We start from the raw sequence: 22,624 nt of genomic DNA on the forward strand, positions 1-22,624 counted from the left end.
CCGAGCCGGCACCCCTCCCCTGCGCGGAGAGGGTGCCTGCGGAACAGGCGGACCGGGACGAAGCCCTGCGAGAGGGGGCCGCCTCTTCGGACGAGGCGCTTCCCTCATCCGACCCGCTTCGCGGGCCACCTTCTCCCGCAGGGGAGAAGGGAAAAGCCGCCCTACCCCACCGAGCCTTCGAGGCTGATGGAGATCAGCTTCTGGGCTTCCACGGCGAACTCCATGGGCAGTTGCTGCAGCACGTCGCGGACGAAGCCGTTGACGATCAGCGCGGTGGCCTCCTCGTTGGAGAGGCCGCGCTGCTGGCAGTAGAACATCTGGTCCTCGGAGATCTTCGAGGTGGTGGCCTCGTGCTCGAACTGCGCGGAGGCGTTCTTCGACTCGATGTACGGCACCGTGTGCGCGCCGCACTGGTCGCCGATGAGCAGCGAATCGCAGTTCGTGAAGTTGCGCGCGCCCGTCGCCTTCTTGTGCGCCGAGACGAGACCCCGGTAGGTGTTCTGCGAGCGGCCGGCCGAGATGCCCTTCGAGATGATGCGGCTGGTCGTGTTCTTGCCGAGATGGATCATCTTGGTGCCGGAATCGACCTGCTGCATGCCGTTCGAGACGGCGATGGAGTAGAATTCGCCCCGGGAATTGTCGCCGCGCAGGATGCAGGACGGGTACTTCCAGGTGATGGCCGACCCGGTCTCGACCTGCGTCCACGAGATCTTCGAGTTGGCGCCACGGCAATCGCCACGCTTCGTCACGAAGTTGTAGATGCCGCCCTTGCCCTCGTTGTCGCCGGGGTACCAGTTCTGCACCGTCGAGTACTTGATCTCGGCGTCATCCAGCGCGACGAGCTCGACCACCGCCGCGTGGAGCTGGTTGTCGTCGCGCTTCGGGGCGGTGCAACCCTCGAGATAGGAGACGTATGACCCCTTGTCGGCGATGATGAGGGTCCGCTCGAACTGGCCGGTGTCGCGCTCGTTGATGCGGAAATAGGTGGAGAGCTCCATCGGGCAGCGCACGCCCGGCGGGATGTAGACGAACGAGCCGTCAGAGAAGACCGCCGAGTTCAGGGTCGCGAAGAAGTTGTCGGTCACGGGCACGACCGAGCCGAGATACTTCTTCACGAGGTCCGGGTACTCGCGGATGGCCTCCGAGATCGGCATGAAGATCACACCGGCCTTCGACAGCTCGGCCTTGAAGGTGGTCGCCACCGAGACCGAATCGAACACCGCGTCCACGGCGACCCGGCGCTCGGGGGCGATGCCCTCCAGCACCTCGACCTCGCGCAGGGGAATGCCGAGTTTCTCGTAGGTCTTCAGGATTTCCGGATCGATCTCGTCCAGCGACAGGGCGGCCGGGCGCTTGGGCGCCGCGTAGTAGTAAATGTCCTTGTAATCGACCTTGTCGTAGGAGACGCGGGCCCAATCGGGCTCCTGCATGGTCTGCCAGCGCTTGTAGGCGTCGAGGCGCCAAGCGAGCATCCATTCCGGCTCGTCCTTCTTGGCCGAGATGTAGCGGATCACGTCCTCGGAAATGCCCTTTTCGGACTTCTCCATCTCGATGGTGGTCTCGAACCCGTACTTGTACTGGTCGAGGTCGATGGAACGGACCCGGTCGATGGTTTCCTGCACGGCAGGCATTGGCGTCTCCTGAGCGTCCCGGGGTCAAGGGCCGGGCGTATTCGTGAGAAATGGGATTGGACGGGCCGCCGTCAGGCCGCCTGTCCTCTCCGTCGATATAGGGCCTCGATGAGGCGTTCGCAGGCGGCGAGACAGCGCGTCCCGTCGCTTGTCGTGCTGTTCCACCCGAGGCTGACGCGCAGCGCCCCCGCGGCCAGGGCAGGGCTGACACCCATGGCGGCGAGGACGGGAGAGCGCGCCACCTTGCCCGAGGCGCAGGCCGACCCGGACGAGACCGCGACCCCGGCGAGATCGAGGTGCATCACCGCCGTCGGGGCGTCGAGGCCCGGAATGGAGAAACTCAGGGTGTTGGGCAGGCGCGGCGCGCCCGCTCCGAACACCGCGAGGTCGGGGGCGAGCCGTCGCAGACCCGCCGCGATGGAGTCCCGCACCTCTTCCTGCCGCGCCATTTCGTGCGTCTGCCCGAGATGGGCCGCCGCGATCTCGGCCGCCACCCCCATACCGACGAGGCCGGGCAGATTCTCGGTGCCGGCGCGCAGCCGCCCCTCCTGGCCGCCGCCGCGCAGGGGCACCGCCTCCAGGGTGATACCCTCGGCCAGCACGACGGCGCCGACGCCCTTCGGGGCCGCGAACTTGTGCCCCGACAGGGTGAGGGCATCGAGGCCGAGGTGGACGAAACTCAGCGGGATCTTCCCCACGGCCTGCACGGCATCGGAATGGACGAGGGCGCGGCCGTGATCCCGCGCCAGGGCGACGATCTCGGCCAGCGGCTGGATCACCCCGGTCTCGTTGTTGGCGGCATGGACCGAGACGAGGACGCCCTCCTCCCGGTGCCGGTCGAGAATGATCCGAAGCGCCGCGCAATCGACGACGCCCCTGGCATCGACGGGGATCACGTCGACGCGATCGGCGGGGAAGCGATGCCCGGCCGCGACGCACGGGTGCTCCGTGGCGCCGATCACCAGGCGGGTCGGCGCCGCCTCGCCTGTCCGGCGCAAGCCACCGGACAGGACAGCGTTGGCGGCTTCCGTGCCGCCGCTCGTGAACACCACCCGGCCCGGGCCGGCCCCCACCAGGGCGCCGACCTGCGCCCGCGCCTTCTCCAACGCCGCCCGTGCCGCCCGGCCCTCGGCATGAACCGAGGACGGGTTGCCCGGCAGGGCAAGCGCCCGCGCCACGGCCTCCACCACCTCTGGCCGAACCGGCGAGGTCGCGTTGTGGTCGAGATAGGCGCGTGGTGAAATCATGCGGGCGAGGTCATGCGGATGCAGTCGGAGACGTGAAAACCATTGGCGGCACCGGGGCCTTGGGACGACAAATCCTTGCTTTTGCCCCCCACGATCATGCTAAGGCGCCGAAGAACCCGAGTCCGACACCCCGATGCGCGGGGAAGGCAACGGCCCGAATAGGCTCGAACCGCTATTTTAGAATGATTCCAGTCCACTAGAACCGTTCTAAGAGCGCTTTTAAGATCGCGTCCGGGCGAGTCAAGGCGTTCCGCGCGGGGCCTGCCGCGCGTCCGTCGCCGCGCGCATCGTCCTGAAGCTTGTGAGAGATCCATGCCCGAAGTCATCTTCACCGGTCCGGCCGGCCGCCTCGAAGGGCGCTACCAGGCTCCCAAGAAGAAGGGCGCCCCCATCGCCATCGTGCTGCACCCGCATCCCCAGTTCGGGGGCACGATGAACAATCAAATCGTGTACAATCTTTTCTACACCTTCGCCAACCGGGGCTTTGCCGCCCTGCGGTTCAATTTCCGTGGCGTCGGCCGCAGCCAGGGCGCCTTCGATCATGGCACCGGCGAACTCTCGGACGCGGCTTCAGCCCTCGACTGGGTGCAGTCCGTCAACCCCGAGGCTCGGGCATGCTGGATCGCCGGCGTGTCGTTCGGCTCGTGGATCGGCATGCAGCTGCTCATGCGGCGTCCCGAGATCGAGGGCTTCATCTCCATCGCCGCCATGGCCAACCGCTACGACTTCACCTTCCTGGCGCCGTGCCCGTCCTCGGGCCTGTTCGTTCACGGTTCCGAGGATCGCGTGGCCCCGGCCCGCGAGGTCATGCCGGTGATCGAGAAGGTGAAGGTTCAGAAGGGCGTCATCATCGAGCATCAGGTGGTGGACGGCGCCAACCACTTCTTCGACGGCAAGGTCGACGAACTGACCCAGACCGTGGATACCTACCTCGACAAGCGCCTCGGCGCGAAGGACGCGACAGCCTGAGCCCCTTGAAAAGCCAATCGCCCCGGCGGGGCCGGGGCGATGCGATAGGCATCACGATCAAGTCCCGGCCCCGGCACGAAGGCCGGGGCGTGAACTCAATGCTGCAGGGCCGTCGTGAAGGCGCCGCCCCGAATACGGTCCGGAAAGCCCTCGGCGTAGCTCGCCGTCGCTTCCTCGCCGTAGGTCATCACCAGCTCTTGGAAGGCCGCGAACAGAGCGGCCTGCGCCATGCAGTCGCCGTCGAGACCGTCGAGACAGCCTTCGGCGAACGCCTCCGACACGTAGCCGAGGGCGGCGCGCTTGTCGTTGAGATCCGCCTCGAAGGGCGCGGGAGCAGAATCAGCGTGCATGAGCCAGAACATCGTTGGCGCCGAAGAAACGCTCGGCACGTGTCGATGATGATAGGGGCTGAAGCCGCGCCAGCAAAGCCAGGAACTGAGAAACAGTTAACGCCGGCACTCAAAATGCGCGGATCGGCCATCGCGGCGTCGGCTGTTGCAGGTACGCATCACCCGCCGAACCGGCTGGCGAGGCTGTGCGACAGGCGCTCGCCCTCGATCACGAACCGGGCGGCGGCCTCCCGCGCCGATGGGGTGCACACCCGATAGGTGAGGGCATAGCCGCGATAGCCCCGGTTGTAGGCGCCGGCCAAGCGGTCGCGACGGCCGGGGGTGACGCCCTCGGCCTCCTGCAGGGCCTTCATGCGCTTGGGCCATTCGCCCGCATCCGGTGCGGCGCAGAGGTCGCGCAGGAACGCGAGCGCCCCGATGATTTCGGAGAGCCGCAGGAGGTCACGGTCGTAGGGCGCCGGCGGCGGCTCGGGGGCGGGGGCGGGGGCCGGCTCCTTCTCGGGCGGCTTCTCGTTCCGGGGGGCGGAGCGGGCGGCCCCGCCCCGCTGCTGCGCCTCGGCGGCGGGCACCGCCGTCAGCAGGGCCGACAGGCCGAGACTCAAGACGAGGAGCGGGCGGGACTTCGTCACGCGTCCAACGCCCCAGGAGCGCGCGCGCCGTCCGCCGCGACCCGCGCGAAGGCGGCGGCCACGGTCTCGTCGAGGCCCGGCGTGGTGTCGAGGCCGGAGAGCTCCGCCAGGGTCGCCCAGCGCACCGCGAGGGCCTCGGGACCGGGCACCGCCTCGCCGCCAGTCCACACGGCCGCGTGGGGGTGGACCACGTAATGGTGACGCGTGCGGCCGTCTTCCGCCCGCAGGATGATCTCCGTGGGAGTGAGCACATCCACCACCGCGGCGGTCAGGCCGACCTCCTCGCGCAGCTCGCGCAGGGCCGCCTCGGCCAGGGATTCGCCCGCCTCCACGAGGCCGCCCGGCAGGGTCCAGACGCCCCGCATGGGTGCGTTGGCCCGGGCGGCCAGGAGCACCCGGTCCCCCCGGATCACCGCGATGGAGGCGCCCACGAAGGGCCGCGCCGGGAACAGGCGCGCGGGGTCGTCGGCGGAGGCCGGGGATTCGGTCATGGATGAGGATTCACGGGCGGGGATTCACGGATTGGGATTCACTACGGCGATGCGTCCGTCGGCGAGGCCGACGAGGAGGCGGGCCTCTCGTCCGGTCCCAAGGGCGGCGACCCCGAAGGCGGCCGGGGCCGGCAGGGGCACGCGGGCGCGCTCCGTGATCGTCCCCTTGAGGGACAGGATCGCCAGGGCCGAGCGGTCGGCCACCGGCAGGGCCAGATCCACGGCTCCGTCGCGGGGCAGGAGGGCGGCAAGACCGGGGCCGCCCTCGCCGGGCGCCGCAGCGTCGTAGCCGGGCGCCGCCGCCCCGGGGGTCAGGGTGCCGTCCGCGTAGCTCCAGAGCCGCAGGCGGGGCGCGCCCTCCCCCGGTCCGGTGACGGCGATCTGCGGCCGGCCGGTGCCGGAGAAATCCGCGATGCCGGCGACCTGGAGCGGACGTCCGGGCTCGGGGGCGCCGCGCGCCCGCAAACTCCAGCCGGCCTCGGCCGGCGCCACCACGCCCAAGGCCGAGCCGGCCTCGTTCTCCGTCACCACCACGAGGGCGGGGTGTCCGTCGAAGACCGTGACGACGGGGGAGCGGACCGCGAAGGCGGCATCGGGGGCAGGCGAGACCGTCGCGGTGGCGACGGGCACGGCCTTCGGCTCGGCGCTCATGGGTACGGGTTTGCGCTCGCGGATCACCAGCCGGGCCGCGCCCGGTTCCGGCCGGCCCCGCACCGCCACCGGTTCGGCGAGGTGGGCCGAGAGCCCGCCCGACACGGCCCGGGCCGAGCCGGGCAGCGCCCCGCGCGGGGTCTCGGCGGCGGCGAGCCCCTCGACGGCCTCATGGCCGAGCAGGGTCACGCGCACGCCCCCCTCCGCGAGGGTGAGGGCCGCGCCCCCCGCCTCCCCCCACACCACGGCGATGGGCGCGCCCTCCCTGGCCGGCGCCTCGCGCGGGCCGATCTTGGTCGGATCGGCTTTCGGGGAATCGGTTTTGGGCCGGGCCAGGGGCAGCAATCCGGAGGTCGCCACCGCCACGGCGACCTCGCTGCCCGGCGCCCGCAGGGCGCTCGCGGCGAACGGCAGGTCGAGGATGGTGATTCCGGGCTCGGCGAAGGCCGGCGCGGACGCCAAAAGGAGGAACAGAGCAGTGAGGAGACCGGGCCGTGTTGCCCGATCAGACATGCTGGCCGCCGTTGATGTGCAGCTCGGCCCCGTTCACGTAGGACGAAGCCTCGGTGCACAGGAAGTAGATGGCCTTGGCCACCTCGTCGGGGGTGCCGAGGCGGCGCTGGGGAATGCCGGCCACGATCTTGTCGGTGCCGGGCGAGAGGATCGAGGTGTCGATCTCGCCCGGCGAGATCGCGTTGACGCGGACTCCGAGGGGTCCGAAATCGCTCGCCATCTCGCGGGTGAGGCCGGCGAGCGCCGCCTTCGAGGTGCCGTAGGCCGCCCCCGCGAAGGGGTGGACGCGCGACCCCGCGATGGAGGTGACGTTGACGATGGAGCCCTTGGCCCGGGTCAGTTCCTCGCACAGGCCCCGCGCCAGCAGGAGCGGCGCGAACACGTTGACCTGGAACACCTTGCGCCAGTCGCCGAACTCCGTCGCGATGGCGCCGAGGCGCTCGCCGTTGGGGCCTTTGGGCGAGATGCCGGCATTGTTCACGAGGGCGTGGAGGAGCCCGCCCTCCTCGGCGAGGCGCCCGGCCACCTCCTTGATCCCGCGCTCGGTGTCGTCGGGATCGGCGAGGTCGATCTGGAGGTGGTCTTCCGGTCCCATCTCCCACGGACAGTTCTCGGGGAAGGGGTGGCGCGAACAGGTGATGACCCGCCAGCCGGCCGCCGAGAAGCGCTTGACCGTGGCGTGGCCGATGCCCCGGCTCGCGCCCGTGAGCAGCATGATGCGGCGGCGTTCGTTGGAGGATGTGGCCAAGACCGTTCCTTCAGGATCGGGAGGCGGTTCGCGAGAGGACGCCCGCCGCGCCGGTCTCAAGGTCTAAGCGCCGCCGGCCCTAAAATCCAGGGTCGATCCCGCGCCGCAGCACGACGCGGCGGCGCCTTCGCGGGGGGGCTCAGGGGTAGAGCCGTGCCCCGGCCCAACCGTCGCCGGCGCGGGTGAAGCGCACCCGGTCGTGCAGGCGGAACGGGCCGTCCTGCCAGAACTCGATGGAGACCGGCGCGATCCGGTAGCCGATCCAGTTCTCGGGGCGCGGCACCGGGCCGTCCTCGAATCGGGCGGCCAGGACCGCCACCTCGGCTTCCAAGGTGGCGCGGTCGGCGAGCGGCCGCGACTGGCGGCTGGCATGGGCGCCGATGCGGCTGTTGCGGGCCCGGCTGGCGAAATACGCGTCGGCCTCCGCGTCGGTAACGGGGGAGACGGGGCCGCGCGCCCGCACCTGCCGGCGCAGGCTCTTCCAGTGCAGCACCAGGGCGGCTTGCGGGTTCTGCGCCAGTTCCTCGCCCTTGGCCGACTCGGTGTTGGTGTAGAACACGAAACCGCGCGCATCGACGCCTTTGAGCAGCACCATGCGCACGTCGGGCAGGCCGTCCGAACCGGCGGTGGCCAGCGCCATGGCGTTGGCGTCGTTGGGTTCCGAGACGTCCGCCTCCGCCATCCAGGCGGCGAACAGGGCCCAGGGATCGGACGCGCGGGTGAAGTCGTTGCCCTGAGCGCCGCTCCCCTGGGCGGGGTCATCGATCCTTAACCGATCCAAGGCGAACATCCTCCTGCGTGAGATCCGGGTCGGGGGGCACCGACGTGGGGCGCTGTCGGCCGTCGGTCCTCTCCCGTCGTGAGATCGTGTGTAATGCGTCGGTGCGTATCTAGAGCGAAAGGAACGTCCGCCCAAATCCCGTCCCGGGGATTGTTCGGGCGGGCGGGCGGATTCGGCCGGCCGTGGCGCGGTCTCGCCGCCCTCGCGCTCCTCCCCCTGTCCGGTTGCGGCGTGCCGATCATCACGTTCCAGGCCGAGACGGTGGCCGAGGCATCGCCCAAGCCCGACCCCACGACCACCGGCAGCATCGACCGGCATCCCGAGACCTTCGGCCGCGACCTCGGGGCCGAGGATTGGCGCCGGGCCCACGCCGCCCTGGCGGTGGCCCTCGATCCGCAGGGCAACGGCCGTCCGGTGAAGTGGGACAATCCGGAGACGAATCTGCGCGGCTCCGTCAATCCGACGGGCCTGCCTTACGTCGCCCACGACCAGATCTGCCGCGACTTCCTCGCCTCGGTGATCGCCCCGGGCCGGAGCCGGTTCCTGCGCGGCACCGGCTGCAAGCCCTCGGGCGGCGAATGGACCCTGAAGCGCGTGCGCGGCACCAAAACGGTGATCTGATCCCGTGCCGGCCTGATCGAAGCGGTCACCGGATCGGCAAGCCCGCGCAGCGCTCAAGCGTCCGCGTGGCGCCGACAAGCCCGCGCGACGCGTGAGCGTGGCCGGTGGCCGAACGCCCCATTCCGCAGGAAGCGAACGGAGTTCGTCCGATGGGGCGTTACGCCGGCAAAATCTCGGCGGATCGCGTTGCGAAGCGGGGGCGAACCGTCCACATCAGGCGCGACGAATTTTCCGAGGGGGCGGGACCGCCGGCTCACCGTGGCCAGGCGCCCGCAAGTTCCCCTCCGGCCACGAGACGGTGTTGACCGATGCGCAATCCCTACGACGTGCTGGGCGTGCCCAAGGGCGCCAGCGAAGCCGATATCAAAAAAGCCTACCGCAAGCTCGCCAAGGCCTACCACCCCGACCGCAACGCCGGTGACGCCAAGGCCAAGGACCGGTTCGCCGAGGCGAATTCGGCCTACGAGATCCTGGGCGACGCGGGCAAGCGCGGCCAGTTCGACCGCGGCGAGATCGACGCGGAGGGTAAGCCCCGCGCCACGGGTTTCGAGGGGTTCGGGGGCGGGCGCGCGGGCGGGTTCGGCGGCTTCGAGAACGCCGCGCGCGGGCGCGGCCCCGGCGGCGCGGGCGGAATGGGCGAGGACATCTTCTCGCACCTGTTCGGCGAGGCCTTCCGGGCCGGGGGCGCCGGGCCCGGCCCGCGTGAAGCCCCGAAGGGCGAGGATGTCGCGGCCGAGCTCAACGTCACCCTGGAGCAGGTGGCGAGCGAGGAGAAGCTGCGCCTGTCCCTGCCGCACGGGCGCGACGTCGACGTGGTGGTGCCGCGCGGCGTGGTCGACGGGCAGGTGATCCGCCTGCGCGGCCTCGGCAACCCAGCCGGGCGCGGTGCGCCGGGGGACGCGCTCCTGACCATCCGCATCCTGCCGCATGCCCGCTTCACCCCGGACGGGGCGGATCTGCGCGTCTCCGTCGAGGTGCCCCTCGAGGATGCGGTTCTAGGCGGACCGATCCGGGTGCCGACCCTCACGGGCGCCGTCGAGATGCGGATTCCCGCCATGACGAGTTCCGGCCGCACCTTCCGCCTCAAGGGCAAGGGCCTGCCGAAGAAGGACGGCACGCGCGGCGACCTGTTCGCCACCACGGCCGTGGCCCTGCCGGCCGCCGAGGACGCGGCGCTGACGGACTACGCCAAGGCCCGTCGCACCGCCCGCGTCGACTGACCCGGCCGTCGCGGCGGATCCGGCCGTCTTGGATGATCGCCCGTCTTGGCTGATCCGGCCGCCTCGGCCGACACGAAAGCCCGCACTTCCGTCACCGGCGGGCCTCCGCTAAGAGTGCCGCGGTGCGTGCCGTTCGCCCGACCCCTCCGGCCGGGCCTCCCACGTCAGACAGACGGCTTTTGGGCTCAGGTGACTTCATGGCGGACACGAACCCGGTTCACGATCACGTCGGTGGGCGGCCCGTCGGCGGCCTCCTCGCCGGCAAGCGCGGGCTGGTGCTCGGTGTCGCCAACAACCGTTCGATCGCGTGGGGTATCGCGAAATCCGCCGCCGCCCATGGGGCCAAGCTCGCCTTCACCTACCAGGGCGACGCCCTGAAGAAGCGTGTCGAGCCCCTCGCCCGCGAACTCGACGCCCACGTGGTCGGGCATTGCGACGTCACCGACCCGGCCTCCATCGACGCGGCATTCGCCGCCACCGCCGAGGTGTTCCCGGAAGGCCTCGATTTCGTCGTCCACTGCATCGCCTTCTCGGACAAGGACGAGCTGACGGGCCGCTACCTCGAGACCTCGGAGGCGAACTTCACCAAGTCGCTCCTCATCTCGTGCTATTCGTTCACGGCGGTGGCCCAGCGGGCCGAGAAGCTGATGAAGAACGGCGGCTCGCTCCTGACCCTGACCTATTACGGCGCCGAGAAGTGGATGCCGCACTACAACGTCATGGGTGTCGCCAAGGCCGCCCTGGAGGCGTCCGTGCGGTATCTGGCCGCCGACCTCGGCCCGTCGAAGATCCGCGTCAACGCCATCTCGGCCGGTCCGATCAAGACGCTGGCGGCCTCGGGCATCGGCGATTTCCGCTACATTCTGAAGTGGAACGAGTACAACGCCCCCCTGCGGCGCACCGTGACCATCGAGGAGGTGGGCGAGACCGCCGCCTACCTCGTCTCCGACATGAGCAAGGGCATGACCGGCGAGATCCTCCACGTGGATGCCGGCTATCACGTCGTCGGCATGAAGAACCCGGAAGCCCCGGACCTCAGCCTCGATAAGGAGTGAGGCGGCGGAGAGCCGCTCGTCACGCGGTTGGTTCGTCCGCGCGCCCCATGAACTCGGCGATGAGAGCGAAGTAACCGGGCAGGCGATCGGCCAACACCGCCTGTCCCCGCGTCGTCAGCGCGATGCGCCGAGCCCTGCCATCGTCAGGGTCCGGAACACTGGTAAGCAGGCCCGCTTGCGTCAGGGCCTTGACCGTTTCCGTCACGACGGGTCGCGAGATGTCGAGGCGGTCGGCGATGACACTGGCGAGCAGGCCGGTCGCCTCCGGCTCCCGATCGATGACGACGAGGACAAGGAACCGGCTCTGCGACAACCCGTGGGCCGAGAAGTAGGCGTCCAACTCGCGCAGGAGCAGGCTTGCCCGCCTCAGGAGCCGAAGCGCGTCGCCGACCGTCCCGGCCTCCATCCCCGGATAGCGTGCAGCGTATGTCTCGAGCATCCGCCGCGTCGGGAGTTCCTTCAGGAAGAACATGCGCCCGCCTCGCCGATCGCGCGCAGCCGTGTGATCTCGACCGGTTCGGAGAGCCAGGCACGATACTGCTCGAAGACCGCCTGTGTGTAGGGTTGGGCGTGGTGCGCGGCGAGAGCCGCCTCGTTGTCCCAGATTTCATAGAGATAGAGGCACCCGCCCCCCTCGTCCTCGTGCAGAACGAAGGAACGGCAGCCGGGCTCGGACCGCGTCGCGGCCAAGATCTCCGATACGGCGCGACGGGCAGCGACGAAATGCTCGGGCTTCGGAGCGATCCGAGCGAACAGGACCAGGGGTTCCGGCATCATGGCACCTCAATGGTTAGGGTCCTAACCAATACCCTGGGCGATCAGCGCCGCCAAGCCCGTCGGCACGGCACCGGAACATCGACCGATGCCGCCAAATTCGCGGCCTCAATCCGGCACGATCGTCCCGGCCACCCCCGGCCGCGCCTCCGGAATCCGCGGGTCCATGGCCTCCAGGGTGTCGGCGATGGTACGGGCGACCACGAGGTTGCGGAACCACTTCCGGTCGGCCGGCACCACGTGCCAGGGGGCGGCCTTCGTCGAACACCGGGCCAGGGCCTCCGTGAAGGCGGCCTGATAGGCGTCCCAGGCCGCGCGCTCCACGAGGTCGGCGGCGTCGAACTTCCACTGCTTCTCCGGGGCGGCGATGCGCGCCTCCAGGCGCTTCTTCTGCTCGGCCTTGGAGATGTGAAGGAAGAACTTCAGGATCGTCGTGCCCGAGGCCGTGAGCATCGCCTCGAAATCGTTGATCTGGTCGTAGCGCGGCCGCCAGACCGATTCGGGCACGAGGTTCTTCACCCGCGCCACCAGCACGTCCTCGTAGTGGCTGCGGTTGAACACCCCGATCATGCCCCGCCCCGGCGCCTTGGCGTGGTAGCGCCACAGGAAATCGTGGTCGGCCTCCTCCGCGCTCGGCACCTTGAACGGCCACACCCGGCATCCCTGCGGGTTCACGCCCTCGAACACCGCCCGGATGGTACCGTCCTTGCCGCCGGTGTCGATGGCCTGGAACACCACCAGGAGGCTGCGCCGATGCTCGGCGTAGAGCCGTTCCTGAAGGGCCACGATGCGGGCGCGGGTGGCCACGAGGGCCTCGCCGGCCGCCGCTTTGTCGAGGCCGCCATCGGCCCGGGTCTCGACGGCGGCGAGGTCGAACACCCGGCCCGGCCTCACGGTGACGAGACCCGGGATGGCGTCAAGCCCGGTCCCTCCGGGCGACTTGCAGGCGGCGCCCGGCTCCGTCACCGTGGCACCGGACGTGTCGGATGCGCGCTTGATGGGCTTGTGCGACATAGGGAATTCGTTCGCTGACGATCGGGGCGCGCAAGATCTTGAAATCCACGACGATCCGCAAGCGCGGCCGGCCCGGCTCGGCCCTTCCGGGGCGCGCGCGGACACGCTCCGCATGAAACCGATCCTCTACGTCGTCCGCCACGGCCAGACCGATTGGAACGCCGAAGGCCGCCTCCAGGGCCAGCGCGACATCGCCCTCAATGCCGAGGGCCTGCGCCAGGCCGAGGAGGCCGCCGGGCGCCTCGAACGCGCGGCGGGCGCCGACCTGCCCCACCTCGATTTCGTCGCCAGTCCGCTCCTGCGCACCCGCCGGACCATGGAGGCCCTGCGCGCCCGCCTCGGCCTGGCGCCGGAGGCCTACCGCACCGATCCGCGCCTGATGGAGATCAGCTTCGGCGCCTGGGAGGGCTCGACCTGGGCCGAGATCCGCCGCCGCGACATGGCCCGCGCCGCGGCGCGCGACCGCGACCGCTGGGGCTACCGCCCGCCGGGCGAGGGGGCGGAGAGCTACGCCATGCTGGTGGAGCGGGTGGCCCCGGTTCTCGCCGCCCTCGACGGCCCGGCCTGCATCGTCGCCCATGGCGGCGTCGCACGGGCGATCCTGGTGATCCGGGACTGCCTCGGCATCCGCGAGGCGCCGCGCCTCGGCATCCGCCAGGGCGGGGTTCTCGTCCTCGAAGGGCGCAACTGGCGCTGGGCCTGATACGGCGCGCACCCGGTCTCTTCCCCTCCCGTTCAGGCAAACATGCTAGAGGGCGGCGAAGATTCGGGCCGCGCGCCGCGATTCCGGCGTGATCGGGGCTTTTACCCCGCCGACGACGCGCACCCCAAGGCCCGCCGCGTCGGCGGGCCGGAGATCGGCAGCGGAGCAGTGGATGACCAGTCTCGCCGAGACGACCGGGCCCCTCGCGGGGGGGGCTCCCGCCAATCCGGACCGGCCCGACGCGACGGATCTGCGGGGCAAGGCCGTCTTCCAGGGCAAGGCCGTTCTACGCGGGGAAGCCCGCCCCGACCTCATCCGTGACGAAGTGCTGGGCGAGATCTTCGCCGCCAGCGCTGCCGCCCGGCCCGACCATCCCGCCCTCGTCGACGGCGCCCGCACCAATCCCGACGGCACCCACCCGGCCCTGACCTATTCCGAGGTCGAGGCCCGGGCCGGCGCCATCGCGCGCGGGCTCAGCCATCGCGGCATCGGCCCCGGCGACGTGGTCGGCCTCTGGATGGCGCGGGGACCCGACCTCCTCGTGGCCCAGATCGGCATCACCCTGTCGGGCGCCGCGTGGCTGCCCTTCGACGCCGAGGCCCCGGCCGACCGCGTCGCCGTGTGCCTCACGGACGCCGCCGCCAAGGCCCTCCTGGTCTCGCCCGCCCTCGCCTCTCAAGCCCCGGACGCCGCGCCGGCGCTCACGGTGGAAGCCCTGCTGGCTTCGACCCCGGCGGACGCGCCCTCGCCCAACCCGCGCGCCCTGGGGCTGACGCCCGGGCATCCGGCCTACCTCATCTACACCTCGGGCTCGACGGGGGTGCCGAAGGGCATCGTCATCAGCCACGCCAACATCTGCCATTTCCTGCGCTCCGGAAACGCCCTCTACGGCATGCGGGCCGACGACGTGGTGTTCCAGGGGGCCTCCGTCGCCTTCGATCTCTCCATGGAGGAGATCTGGGTCCCCTACCTCGTGGGCGCGACCCTGTTCGTGGCCTCGCCCGCCATGATGGGCGACGTCGAGGCCCTGCCGGGTATCCTCGCGCGCGCCCGCGTTACGGTGCTCGACACGGTGCCGACCCTGCTCGCCATGATCGCGGGCGACCTGCCCACCGTGCGCCTCGTGCTCCTCGGCGGCGAGGCCCTGCCCGAACCCCTCGTCGCCCGCTGGGCCACGGAGGGGCGCGCCCTGTTCAACACCTACGGGCCGACGGAGGCCACCGTGGTGGCCACGGCCGCCGAGATGCGGGCCGGCACGCCCGTCACCATCGGCGGCCCGATCCCGAATTATTCCGTGTACGTCGCGGGCGAGAATCTCGAACTCTTAGGACCCGGCCAGCCCGGCGAGTTGCTGATCGGCGGCCCCGGCGTCGCCAAGGGTTACCTTCAGCGGCCCGAGCTGACGGCGGAAAAGTTCATCGCCAACCCGTACGCTTCCGACGGGACCGATCCGGTGCTCTACCGCTCCGGCGACGCGGTGTCGCTCGATGCCGCCGGCAACATCCTGTTCCACGGCCGCATCGACGATCAGGTGAAGATTCGCGGCTTCCGGGTCGAACTCGGCGAGATCGAATCGCGCATCCAGGTGCTGCCCGGCATCAATCAGGCGGCCGTGGTCCTGCGCCAGGACGACGGGGTCGACCGCCTCGTCGCCTTCCTGGTGCCCGAGCGCGGCACCGAGATCGACAAGGGGCGCTTGCGCCACACCCTGTCGGAGCAGATGCCGCCCTACATGGTGCCGGGGCATTTCGAGGTCGCCGAGGTGCTGCCGCGCCTCACCTCCGGCAAGGTCGACCGCAAGGCCCTGCGCGCCGCGCCCCTCACGGTGGCCGACACGACGGGCGAGCAGGAGCCGCCGAGGAACGAGACCGAAGCCGCCCTCCTCGCCGCCGCCGCCCAGGTGTTCGGCAATCAGGCCTTTCCGCTGGAAGGCGACTTCTTCGCCGATCTCGGCGGCCACTCCCTGCTCGCCGCCCGCTTCGTCGGGGCCGTGCGCGAGGTGCCGGCGCTCAGTGCCATCACCCTGCAGGACGTCTACGGACGGCGGACCCTGCGGGCCATGGCCGACGCCCTCATCGAACGCACGGGCGGGGCCGGCGCCGCGATGGCGACGCGGGACCTCAGCTTCGCGCCCCCCTCCTTCCGGCGGCGCTTCCTTTGCGGGCTGGCCCAGGCCGCCGCCCTACCCTTCGTCATCGCGCTGGCCACGGCGCAATGGCTCGGCATCTTCGTGACCTACCTGCTGCTCACGGGCGGTGGGCTCGGCTTCTTCGGCGAGCTCGTGGTGCTCCTGCTCGTCTATATCGGCATCAACGCCGTCACGGCCGCCGTCGCGGTGGCGGCGAAGTGGCTGATCCTCGGGCGGACCAAGCCCGGGCGCTACCCGCTCTGGGGCGCCTATTACTACCGCTGGTGGCTCGCCCAGCGCCTGACGCCGCTCGTGCACATCAAGTGGCTCCAGGGCTCGCCGGCCATCGTGTTCTACCTGCGCCTGCTGGGTGCGAAGATCGGCGACGACACCCTGATCTCCGACGTGGAGGTGGGGGCGCCCGATCTCCTCACCATCGGGGCCGGCTCGTCGCTGGGCGGCCGCCTCGTCATCGCCAACGCCGAGGTGGTGGGCGACGAACTCGTCATCGGCTCCGTCAGCATCGGGGCGGACGTCGCCATCGGCGCCTCCTGCGTCATCGGTCCCGACACGACCATCGGCGACCACGCCGAGATCGGCGACCTCACCACGATTCCCACGGGCACGACGGTGGGCCGCGCCGAGATCTGGGACGGCTCGCCGGGCGCCAAGATCGGCACCGCCGATCCGAGCCGCCTGCCCGAACCCGCCACGGCCTCGCCCCGGCGGCGCCTCGCCTTCGCGGCCCTCTACACCTTCCTGCTGGCGGCGATCCCGGCCATCGGCCTGCTGCCGATCTTCCCGGCTTTCTACATCTTCGACCAGCTCAGCGACTCGCTCTCGGATTTCACCGACATCGACTACCACTGGTACCTGCCGTTGCTCACCTGGCCCACCGCCATGCTGATGACCGCCGGCACGGTGTTCCTCATCGCCGGCATCCGCTGGGCGATCCTGCCCCGCGCCACCACCGGCACCCACTCGATCCACAGCGGGTTCTACCTGCGCAAATGGACCGTGGCGCTCGCGGCGGAAGTGACCCTGGAGACCCTCTCGTCCCTGTTCGCCACGGTCTACATGCGGGCGTGGTACCGCCTCATGGGTGCCCGCATGGGCCAGGGCGCCGAGATCTCGACCAACCTCGGCAGCCGCCACGATCTCGCCGACATCGGCGCGCGCAACTTCGTCGCGGACGAGGTGGTGTTCGGCGAGGAGGAGATCCGGCGCGGCTGGATGCACCTGCACGAGGTCCATACGGGCGCCCGCGTCTTCGTCGGCAACGACGCCGTGGTGCCGCCCGGCGCCGCGATCCCCGACGACGTGCTCATCGGCATCAAGTCGAAGCCCCCGGAGAACGGCCTCATGGCGCCGGGCGACACCTGGTTCGGCTCGCCGCCGATCAAGCTGCCGGCCCGCCAGCGGGTCGATCTCGGCTCCGATCTCCAGACCTACGAGCCGGGGCTCGGCCCGAAGATCCGGCGCGGCGTGTTCGAGGCGTTCTCGACCTCGTTCTCGCCGATGCTGTTCATCACCCTCGCGATCACCGCCATCGACTGGTACTTCTATCCCGCCATCCTGGCGGGGGATTGGGGCGGCCTCGCCCTCTCCTTCGTGGCGGTCAGCGTCGCCATCGCGTTCATCCAGTCCTTCACCGTCATCGCGGTGAAATGGCTGCTCATGGGCGTCTACAAGCCCGGCATGCGGCCGATGTGGTCGTGGTGGGCCATGCGCACGGAAGCCGTGGCGGTGCTCTATTGGGGGCTCGCCGGCAAGGTGCTCCTCGAACACCTCGTCGGCACCCCGTTCCTGCCCTGGATGCTGCGGCTCCTCGGCGTGAAGATCGGCAAGGGCGTGTGCATGCTCACCACCGACATCACGGAGTTCGACTGCGTCACCATCGGCGACTACGCCACCATCAATCGCACCTCGGCGCTCCAGACCCACCTTTACGAGGATCGGATCATGAAAGTCGGCCGGGTGGTGGTCGGCGAGGGCGTCTCGGTCGGCGCGTTCTCGACGGTCCTGTACGACACCAAGGTCGGCGCCTATGCCCGCCTGCGTCCCCTCACGATCGTGATGAAGGGCGAGTCGATCCCGCCCCATTCCGAATGGGAGGGCGCCCCGGCGGTACCGGTGGTTCATGCGCCGAAGGCGGCGTGAGGGGTCGAGAGTCCCCCGTCCCGGACGCCTGAAACGACAGTGGAAGGCGATCCGGGACCCAGCAGGAGAAGTCCGCGACGCGGCGCATCCAGACAGCGGACGCTTCGCATAGTCTCAGTGCTGGGCGCGGATCACCCTCCGCTTCGCTCCGGGCGTCCGGGAAAGGGTCGCGCTCAGCGCTGCGGCGCCAGCGTCTCCTCGAACACCACCGCCTCGCCCCGCGACGGCGCCGTGAGTTCGCCCTGCCACATCACGGGCGCCCCGCGCACGAGGGTGCCCACGGGCCAGCCCGTGACGGTGACGCCGTCATAGGGCGTCCAGCCGCATTTCGAGGCGATCCATTCGTTGCGGATGGTCTCGCGGCGCTTGAGATCCACCACCGTCACGTCGGCATCGTAGCCCACCGCGAGGCGCCCCTTGCGGGCGATTCCGAACAGGCGCTTGGGGCCGGCACTGGTGAGATCGACGAAACGGGCGAGCGACAGCCGCCCGGCGGCGACGTGGTCGAGCATGATCGGCACCAGGGTCTGCACCCCGGTCATGCCGGACGGTGAGGCCGGATAGGGTTTGGCCTTCTCCGACAGGAGGTGCGGCGCGTGGTCGGAGCCGAGGACGTCGGCGACCCCCTGAGAGAGCCCGTGCCAGATCCCGTCGCGATGCGACGCATCGCGCACGGGCGGGTTCATCTGCACCAGGGTGCCGAGCCGCGCATAGGCCTCCCCGCCGTCGAGGGTGAGGTGATGCGGCGTCACCTCGCAGGTGGCGACGTCCTTGGCGTCGGCGAGATAAACCATCTCCTCTTTCGTGGAGATGTGCAGGATGTGGATGCGCGCCCCCGTGGCGCGGGCGATGCGCACGAGGCGCTGCGTCGCCTTGAGCGCCGCTTCCGGCGAGCGCCAGACCGGATGCGAGGCCGGATCGCCCGGCACCTGAAGCCCGACCTGGGCGCGCAGCATCGGCTCGTCCTCGGCGTGGAAGGCGGCGCGGCGCCGGGTGCGCTTCAGGATCTCGGTGACGCCGGCATCGTCCTCCACCAAGAGCGAGCCCGTGGAGGAGCCGACGAACACCTTGATGCCCGCCGCCCCCGGCAGGCGCTCGAGTTCGGCCACCTGGTGGGCGTTCTCATGGGTGCCGCCGACCCAGAACGCGAAATCGCAATGCATGCGGTGATGGGCGCGGGACACCTTGTCGGCCAGCGTCTCGGCGCTGGTGGTGAGCGGGTTGGTGTTCGGCATCTCGAACACCGCCGTGACGCCGCCCATCACCGCCGCGCGCGAACCGGATTCCAGATCCTCCTTGTGGTCGAGGCCGGGCTCGCGGAAATGCACCTGGCTGTCGATGACGCCGGGCAGGAGGTGGAGGCCGGTGCAGTCGCGCCGCTCCGTGGCGGCGGCCCGCGACAGGTCGCCCAAAGCCGCGATGCGGCCCGCCCGGATGCCGAGATCGGCCCGGTGCTCGCCGTCCTGGTTGACCACGGTGCCGCCGGCGAGGACGAGGTCGAAGGGCTGGTCCGAGATCAAGTCCATGGCAAGGCTCCACATTGAGACGCGGGTGGCGGCGGCTTATGTCACGCGCGGGTGGCACGCAACGCCGCCACGTTTTTCGGAGCCGCCATGCCCATCGCCCTCCTGCCCGACCGGACCGTCGTCACCGTGACGGGCCAGGACGCCTCGGGTCTGCTCCAGGGCGTCGTCACCTGCAACGTCGAGACCCTTGAGCCGGGGCAAGCGCGTCTGGGCGCCCTGCTCACCCCCCAGGGCAAGGTGCTGTTCGACTTCCTGATCTCACGGATCCCGGACGGCTACCGCCTCGACACGGACGCGGCGCGCGCGCCCGACCTCGTGAAGCGCCTTACCCTCTATCGCCTGCGCGCCCAGGTGACGCTCGCCCTCGATCCGACGATCACCGTCGCGGCCGCCTGGGGCGGGGCCGAGACGGCGATGGACACGGCCTCGGTCAAGGACGGTCGCCTCGACGGTGTCGGCACCCGCCTCTACGCAGCCGAGGGGGCGTTCTCGGCCGATGCTTCGCAAGCCGACTACCACGCCCACCGCATCGGCCTCGGCATCCCCGAGGGCGGGCGCGACTATGCCTTCGGCGATGCCTTCCCGCACGAAGCCCTCATGGACCAGCTCGACGGCGTTGATTTCAAAAAGGGCTGCTACGTCGGTCAGGAGGTGGTTTCGCGCATGCAGCATCGGGGCACCGCCCGCACCCGGATCGTGCCCGTGATCGCCGTCGAGGGGGCCTTGGCGACGGGCGCCGAGATCGTCGCCGGCGAGCGGGCGCTGGGCACCGTCGGCAGCGTCGCGGAATCGCGTGGCCTCGCTCTGGTACGCCTCGACCGCCTCGCCGACGCCCTGGCCACGGGTGAAGTCCTGCGGGCAGGCGAGGCGCGGATCGGTGTCGAGACGCCGTCCTTTGCCACCTTCGCGGTCCCGGCGCCGATGCAGGCCGGGTGATTTGTTCCCGGCCCGTTCTCCGGCTAAAACCACCGCATGTCCGACGACGCCTCCGGCCTGATCCACCATCCCGATGGCTGCCCCCGCTGCTGGTGGCCGGGCCTCGACCCCGTCTACGTCGCCTATCACGACACTGAATGGGGCGTGCCGGAGCACGACGGCCGGGCCTTGTACGAAAAGCTCATCCTCGACGGGTTCCAGGCCGGGCTGTCCTGGATCACCATCCTGCGCCGGCGCGAGGGGTTTCGGAAAGCGTTCGCGGGTTTCGACCCGGAGGCCATCGCGCGCTTCACGGAGGCCGATGTCGCGCGGCTGATGGATGACACCGGCATCATCCGCAACCGCGCCAAGATCGTCGGCACCATCGCGGGCGCCCGCGCCTTCCTCGCCATCGAGGAGCGCGGCCCCGGTTTCTCGCGCTTTCTGTGGGATTTCGTCGACGGCACGCCGATCAAGGGGACGGCCACGGACCGGACCGGCATCGCCACGCAGACGGAGGTGTCGCGGCGGATGTCGAAGGCGCTGAAGACCCAAGGCTTCACGTTCTGCGGCCCCACCATCGTGTACGCCTTCATGCAGGCGGTGGGCCTCGTCAACGATCACCTCGTGGGTTGCCACCGCCACGCGGCCTGTGCCGCCTCGGGGGGCGCGGCATGAATGCCCCGCGTGCCTGGCAGCGCATGCTCTCGGGCCGGCGCCTCGACCTCCTCGACCCGGCGCCGGGGGACATCGCCATCGCGGACATCGCCCATGGCCTAGCCCGCGTCGCCCGCTGGAACGGGCAGACGGCGGGGCCGCACGTGTTCAGCGTCGCCCAGCACTCCCTCCTGGTAGAGGCCATCGGCGCCGGCCTGACGCCCGGTCTCGCCCCGGCGCAACGCCTCGAACTCCTCCTGCACGACGCCCCCGAATACGTGATCGGCGACCTCATCTCGCCGTTCAAGGCGGCCATCGGCGATTCTTACAAGGCCGTGGAGCGCCGCCTCCTCGCCGCCATCCGCGCCCGGTTCGGCCTGCCCGAGCCGAAGCCGACGGTCACGGGCCTGATCAAGCGGGCCGACGGCCTCGCCGCCCATTGGGAGGCGGTCCGCCTCGCGGGATTCGGCCCCGACGAGGCCGCCGCGATCTTCGGCGCCCCCGAACCGCTTCCGGAGGGAGCCGAACCCCTCCTCGTCCCCTGGCCGGCGGAGGTGGCGCAGGCCCGCTTCCGCGCCCGCTTCGACGCCCTCGCGCATGCCCTCCCGGAGGCCTGAATGCCGACGCTGCACGTCTGCCCCCTGTCGCGCCTGCCCGAGACCCTGGCGGAAACGGGCGCCGCCACGCTCCTCACCCTGATGAAGGCCGGCACGGCGATTCCCCGGCCGGAGGGCATCGCCGAGGGCCGTCATTGCGTCGTCGAGGTCAGCGACATCGCCGCCCCACTGGACGGGCACATCCTCGCGGACGAGGGGCATATCGGCCGGGTCCTCGATTTCGTGGCCGCCTGGGACCGGGCCGAGCCCCTGGTGATCCACTGCTACGCCGGCATCAGCCGGTCCACGGCCGCCGCCTACATCGCCGCCTGCGCCCTGGCGCCGGAGCGCGACGAGGGCGCCATCGCCGATGCCCTGCGGGCGGCCTCGCCCTCGGCCACACCCAACCCCCTGTTCGTTGCCATCGCTGACCGGATGCTCGGCCGCGACGGACGCATGAGCGCCGCCATCGCCCGGATCGGACGGGGCGCCGACGCCTTCGAGGGCACGCCGTTCAGCCTCGCTTTACGGTGAACCTGAAGCACGGATTTTCCTTCGATTTCTGAAAATTAATACGGGTTTCGCATCCATCGCCTGAAGACCCGGACTGTGACCGAAACGCCGCCCCGGGGCGCGAATCGGCGCGGCGGTGCGTTGTCCTCCGACCCATGGGGTTGTCGCGGGGACGGAGCCGGGCTTAGACGGGCAGGATGAAGGGTAGACTGGAATGACTTCAGCGCGCTCCGCCGCCCCGGCATCGGCCGGCGCCGTCGACGAGGCCGGACCGGATCTGTCCGCGATCCGGGAGCTGCCGTTCGAACGGGCCCTGGAACAGCTCGAGGGTATCGTCCGCAGCCTCGAGAAGGGGGACGTGCCCCTCGACGAATCCGTGGCGATCTACGAGCGCGGCGAAGCCCTCAAGCGCCATTGCGACGCGCTGCTGCAGCGGGCCGAGGCTCGCATCCAGAAGATCACCCTGGGGGCCGACGGCAAGGCCGCCGGCACGGCACCCCTCGACGTCGATTGACGATGGCGTGGCGGAGGGCTTCCGGGCTCACGTCGCGTCCCAAGAAACTGAGTTGCCGCAATCCCTTGCGCGCGTGTCTTTCCTCCGTTCGTGAGGGTGTTTTCGGTGTCAGAGCAACAAACCTCGATCCTGGACGGTCTCGAAGAGACGTCCGCCCTGCGGGCCCTTCCGGAGAGCGAGCTGCAGGCGGTGGCCGATGCCGTGCGGGCGGAGATGAT

General features: G+C 70.4%; 23 protein-coding genes. 11 read left to right on the plus strand and 12 right to left on the minus strand.

The window, feature by feature from the left end; genetic code table 11:
• Positions 1 to 161: 161 nt before the first annotated feature.
• Both sufB and BM249_RS19130 read right to left on the minus strand, forming a co-directional pair.
• Positions 162 to 1,631 (minus strand): Fe-S cluster assembly protein SufB, encoded by a 1,470-nt coding sequence (gene sufB / locus BM249_RS19125; protein ID WP_091974980.1) that lies wholly within the window; start codon positions 1,629 to 1,631, stop codon positions 162 to 164.
• Between the two features lie 71 nt (positions 1,632 to 1,702).
• Complete coding sequence (locus tag BM249_RS19130) at positions 1,703 to 2,878, minus strand: cysteine desulfurase family protein (protein ID WP_091974982.1); 1,176 nt, start codon at positions 2,876 to 2,878, stop codon at positions 1,703 to 1,705.
• A gap of 312 nt (positions 2,879 to 3,190) precedes the next feature.
• Between BM249_RS19130 and BM249_RS19135 the strand changes: the two genes are divergently transcribed.
• Entirely contained in the window at positions 3,191 to 3,847 is a 657-nt protein-coding gene (locus tag BM249_RS19135; RefSeq protein ID WP_091974984.1) for an alpha/beta hydrolase, read from the plus strand.
• Between the two features lie 95 nt (positions 3,848 to 3,942).
• On the opposite strand, the gene BM249_RS19140 is transcribed toward BM249_RS19135, so the two are convergent.
• The 6 genes from BM249_RS19140 to pdxH form a co-directional block, all read right to left on the minus strand.
• Entirely contained in the window at positions 3,943 to 4,197 is a 255-nt protein-coding gene (locus BM249_RS19140) for a hypothetical protein (RefSeq protein ID WP_091975018.1), read from the minus strand.
• 158 nt (positions 4,198 to 4,355) lie between these two features.
• A complete protein-coding gene (locus BM249_RS19145; RefSeq protein ID WP_091974986.1) occupies positions 4,356 to 4,826 on the minus strand; it encodes a TIGR02301 family protein in 471 nt (156 codons plus the stop codon).
• A complete protein-coding gene (locus BM249_RS19150; protein WP_091974987.1) occupies positions 4,823 to 5,317 on the minus strand; it encodes an NUDIX hydrolase in 495 nt (164 codons plus the stop codon). Before BM249_RS19150 ends, BM249_RS19145 begins: the two co-directional genes overlap by 4 nt.
• Positions 5,318 to 5,341: 24 nt before the next feature.
• Positions 5,342 to 6,481, minus strand: coding sequence for a hypothetical protein (locus BM249_RS19155; RefSeq protein WP_091974989.1), 1,140 nt, complete (start codon positions 6,479 to 6,481; stop codon positions 5,342 to 5,344).
• Complete coding sequence (locus tag BM249_RS19160; protein ID WP_091975021.1) at positions 6,474 to 7,196, minus strand: SDR family NAD(P)-dependent oxidoreductase; 723 nt, start codon at positions 7,194 to 7,196, stop codon at positions 6,474 to 6,476. The genes BM249_RS19155 and BM249_RS19160 overlap by 8 nt, the downstream gene beginning before the upstream one ends.
• A 172-nt stretch (positions 7,197 to 7,368) precedes the next feature.
• Positions 7,369 to 8,019, minus strand: coding sequence for a pyridoxamine 5'-phosphate oxidase (gene pdxH, locus BM249_RS19165; protein ID WP_091974991.1), 651 nt, complete (start codon positions 8,017 to 8,019; stop codon positions 7,369 to 7,371).
• Between the two features lie 84 nt (positions 8,020 to 8,103).
• On the opposite strand from pdxH, the gene BM249_RS19170 reads away from it, so the two are divergent.
• The 3 genes from BM249_RS19170 (at position 8,104) to fabI (ending at position 10,906) form a co-directional block, all read left to right on the plus strand.
• The gene (locus BM249_RS19170; protein WP_091974993.1) at positions 8,104 to 8,631 is read left to right on the plus strand and encodes an RT0821/Lpp0805 family surface protein; all 528 of its coding nucleotides are present in this window, start codon (positions 8,104 to 8,106) and stop codon (positions 8,629 to 8,631) included.
• 308 nt (positions 8,632 to 8,939) lie between these two features.
• Positions 8,940 to 9,851, plus strand: coding sequence for a DnaJ C-terminal domain-containing protein (locus BM249_RS19175; RefSeq protein ID WP_091974995.1), 912 nt, complete (start codon positions 8,940 to 8,942; stop codon positions 9,849 to 9,851).
• A gap of 197 nt (positions 9,852 to 10,048) precedes the next feature.
• The gene (fabI, locus tag BM249_RS19180) at positions 10,049 to 10,906 is read left to right on the plus strand and encodes an enoyl-ACP reductase FabI (RefSeq protein WP_091974997.1); all 858 of its coding nucleotides are present in this window, start codon (positions 10,049 to 10,051) and stop codon (positions 10,904 to 10,906) included.
• Positions 10,907 to 10,925: 19 nt separating this feature from the next.
• Here fabI and BM249_RS19185 read toward each other — a convergent pair whose 3' ends face one another.
• The 3 genes from BM249_RS19185 to BM249_RS19195 form a co-directional block, all read right to left on the minus strand.
• On the minus strand, positions 10,926 to 11,345 hold the full coding sequence (locus BM249_RS19185) for a MarR family winged helix-turn-helix transcriptional regulator (protein WP_210187004.1): 420 nt from the start codon (positions 11,343 to 11,345) through the stop codon (positions 10,926 to 10,928).
• A 20-nt stretch (positions 11,346 to 11,365) separates the two neighbouring features.
• Positions 11,366 to 11,683 (minus strand): putative quinol monooxygenase, encoded by a 318-nt coding sequence (locus tag BM249_RS19190; protein ID WP_210187005.1) that lies wholly within the window; start codon positions 11,681 to 11,683, stop codon positions 11,366 to 11,368.
• A gap of 105 nt (positions 11,684 to 11,788) precedes the next feature.
• On the minus strand, positions 11,789 to 12,694 hold the full coding sequence (locus tag BM249_RS19195; protein WP_091975001.1) for a polyphosphate kinase 2 family protein: 906 nt from the start codon (positions 12,692 to 12,694) through the stop codon (positions 11,789 to 11,791).
• A 112-nt stretch (positions 12,695 to 12,806) separates the two neighbouring features.
• On the opposite strand from BM249_RS19195, the gene BM249_RS19200 reads away from it, so the two are divergent.
• Together BM249_RS19200 and BM249_RS19205 are read left to right on the plus strand one after the other, a co-directional pair.
• Positions 12,807 to 13,397 carry a histidine phosphatase family protein gene (locus tag BM249_RS19200; protein WP_091975003.1) on the plus strand — a complete coding sequence of 197 codons (591 nt, stop codon included), beginning with the start codon at positions 12,807 to 12,809 and terminating at the stop codon, positions 13,395 to 13,397.
• A 172-nt stretch (positions 13,398 to 13,569) separates the two neighbouring features.
• Positions 13,570 to 17,685 carry a Pls/PosA family non-ribosomal peptide synthetase gene (locus tag BM249_RS19205; protein ID WP_091975006.1) on the plus strand — a complete coding sequence of 1,372 codons (4,116 nt, stop codon included), beginning with the start codon at positions 13,570 to 13,572 and terminating at the stop codon, positions 17,683 to 17,685.
• Between the two features lie 173 nt (positions 17,686 to 17,858).
• On the opposite strand, the gene BM249_RS19210 is transcribed toward BM249_RS19205, so the two are convergent.
• Complete coding sequence (locus BM249_RS19210; RefSeq protein WP_091975008.1) at positions 17,859 to 19,211, minus strand: dihydroorotase; 1,353 nt, start codon at positions 19,209 to 19,211, stop codon at positions 17,859 to 17,861.
• A gap of 87 nt (positions 19,212 to 19,298) precedes the next feature.
• Here BM249_RS19210 and ygfZ point away from each other — a divergent pair, with 87 nt between their 5' ends.
• From ygfZ to BM249_RS19235, 5 genes are all read left to right on the plus strand, one after another.
• On the plus strand, positions 19,299 to 20,147 hold the full coding sequence (gene ygfZ, locus BM249_RS19215) for a CAF17-like 4Fe-4S cluster assembly/insertion protein YgfZ (protein WP_091975025.1): 849 nt from the start codon (positions 19,299 to 19,301) through the stop codon (positions 20,145 to 20,147).
• A 36-nt stretch (positions 20,148 to 20,183) separates the two neighbouring features.
• Entirely contained in the window at positions 20,184 to 20,804 is a 621-nt protein-coding gene (locus BM249_RS19220) for a DNA-3-methyladenine glycosylase I (RefSeq protein WP_091975010.1), read from the plus strand.
• The gene (locus BM249_RS19225) at positions 20,801 to 21,400 is read left to right on the plus strand and encodes an HD domain-containing protein (RefSeq protein WP_091975027.1); all 600 of its coding nucleotides are present in this window, start codon (positions 20,801 to 20,803) and stop codon (positions 21,398 to 21,400) included. The genes BM249_RS19220 and BM249_RS19225 overlap by 4 nt, the downstream gene beginning before the upstream one ends.
• On the plus strand, positions 21,401 to 21,913 hold the full coding sequence (locus BM249_RS19230; RefSeq protein WP_091975012.1) for a tyrosine phosphatase family protein: 513 nt from the start codon (positions 21,401 to 21,403) through the stop codon (positions 21,911 to 21,913).
• A 193-nt stretch (positions 21,914 to 22,106) separates the two neighbouring features.
• A complete protein-coding gene (locus tag BM249_RS19235) occupies positions 22,107 to 22,406 on the plus strand; it encodes an exodeoxyribonuclease VII small subunit (protein ID WP_091975014.1) in 300 nt (99 codons plus the stop codon).
• Positions 22,407 to 22,624: the final 218 nt, after the last annotated feature.

Origin of the sequence: Methylobacterium gossipiicola, from assembly GCF_900113485.1 — a bacterium.
GTDB lineage: Bacteria > Pseudomonadota > Alphaproteobacteria > Rhizobiales > Beijerinckiaceae > Methylobacterium > Methylobacterium gossipiicola.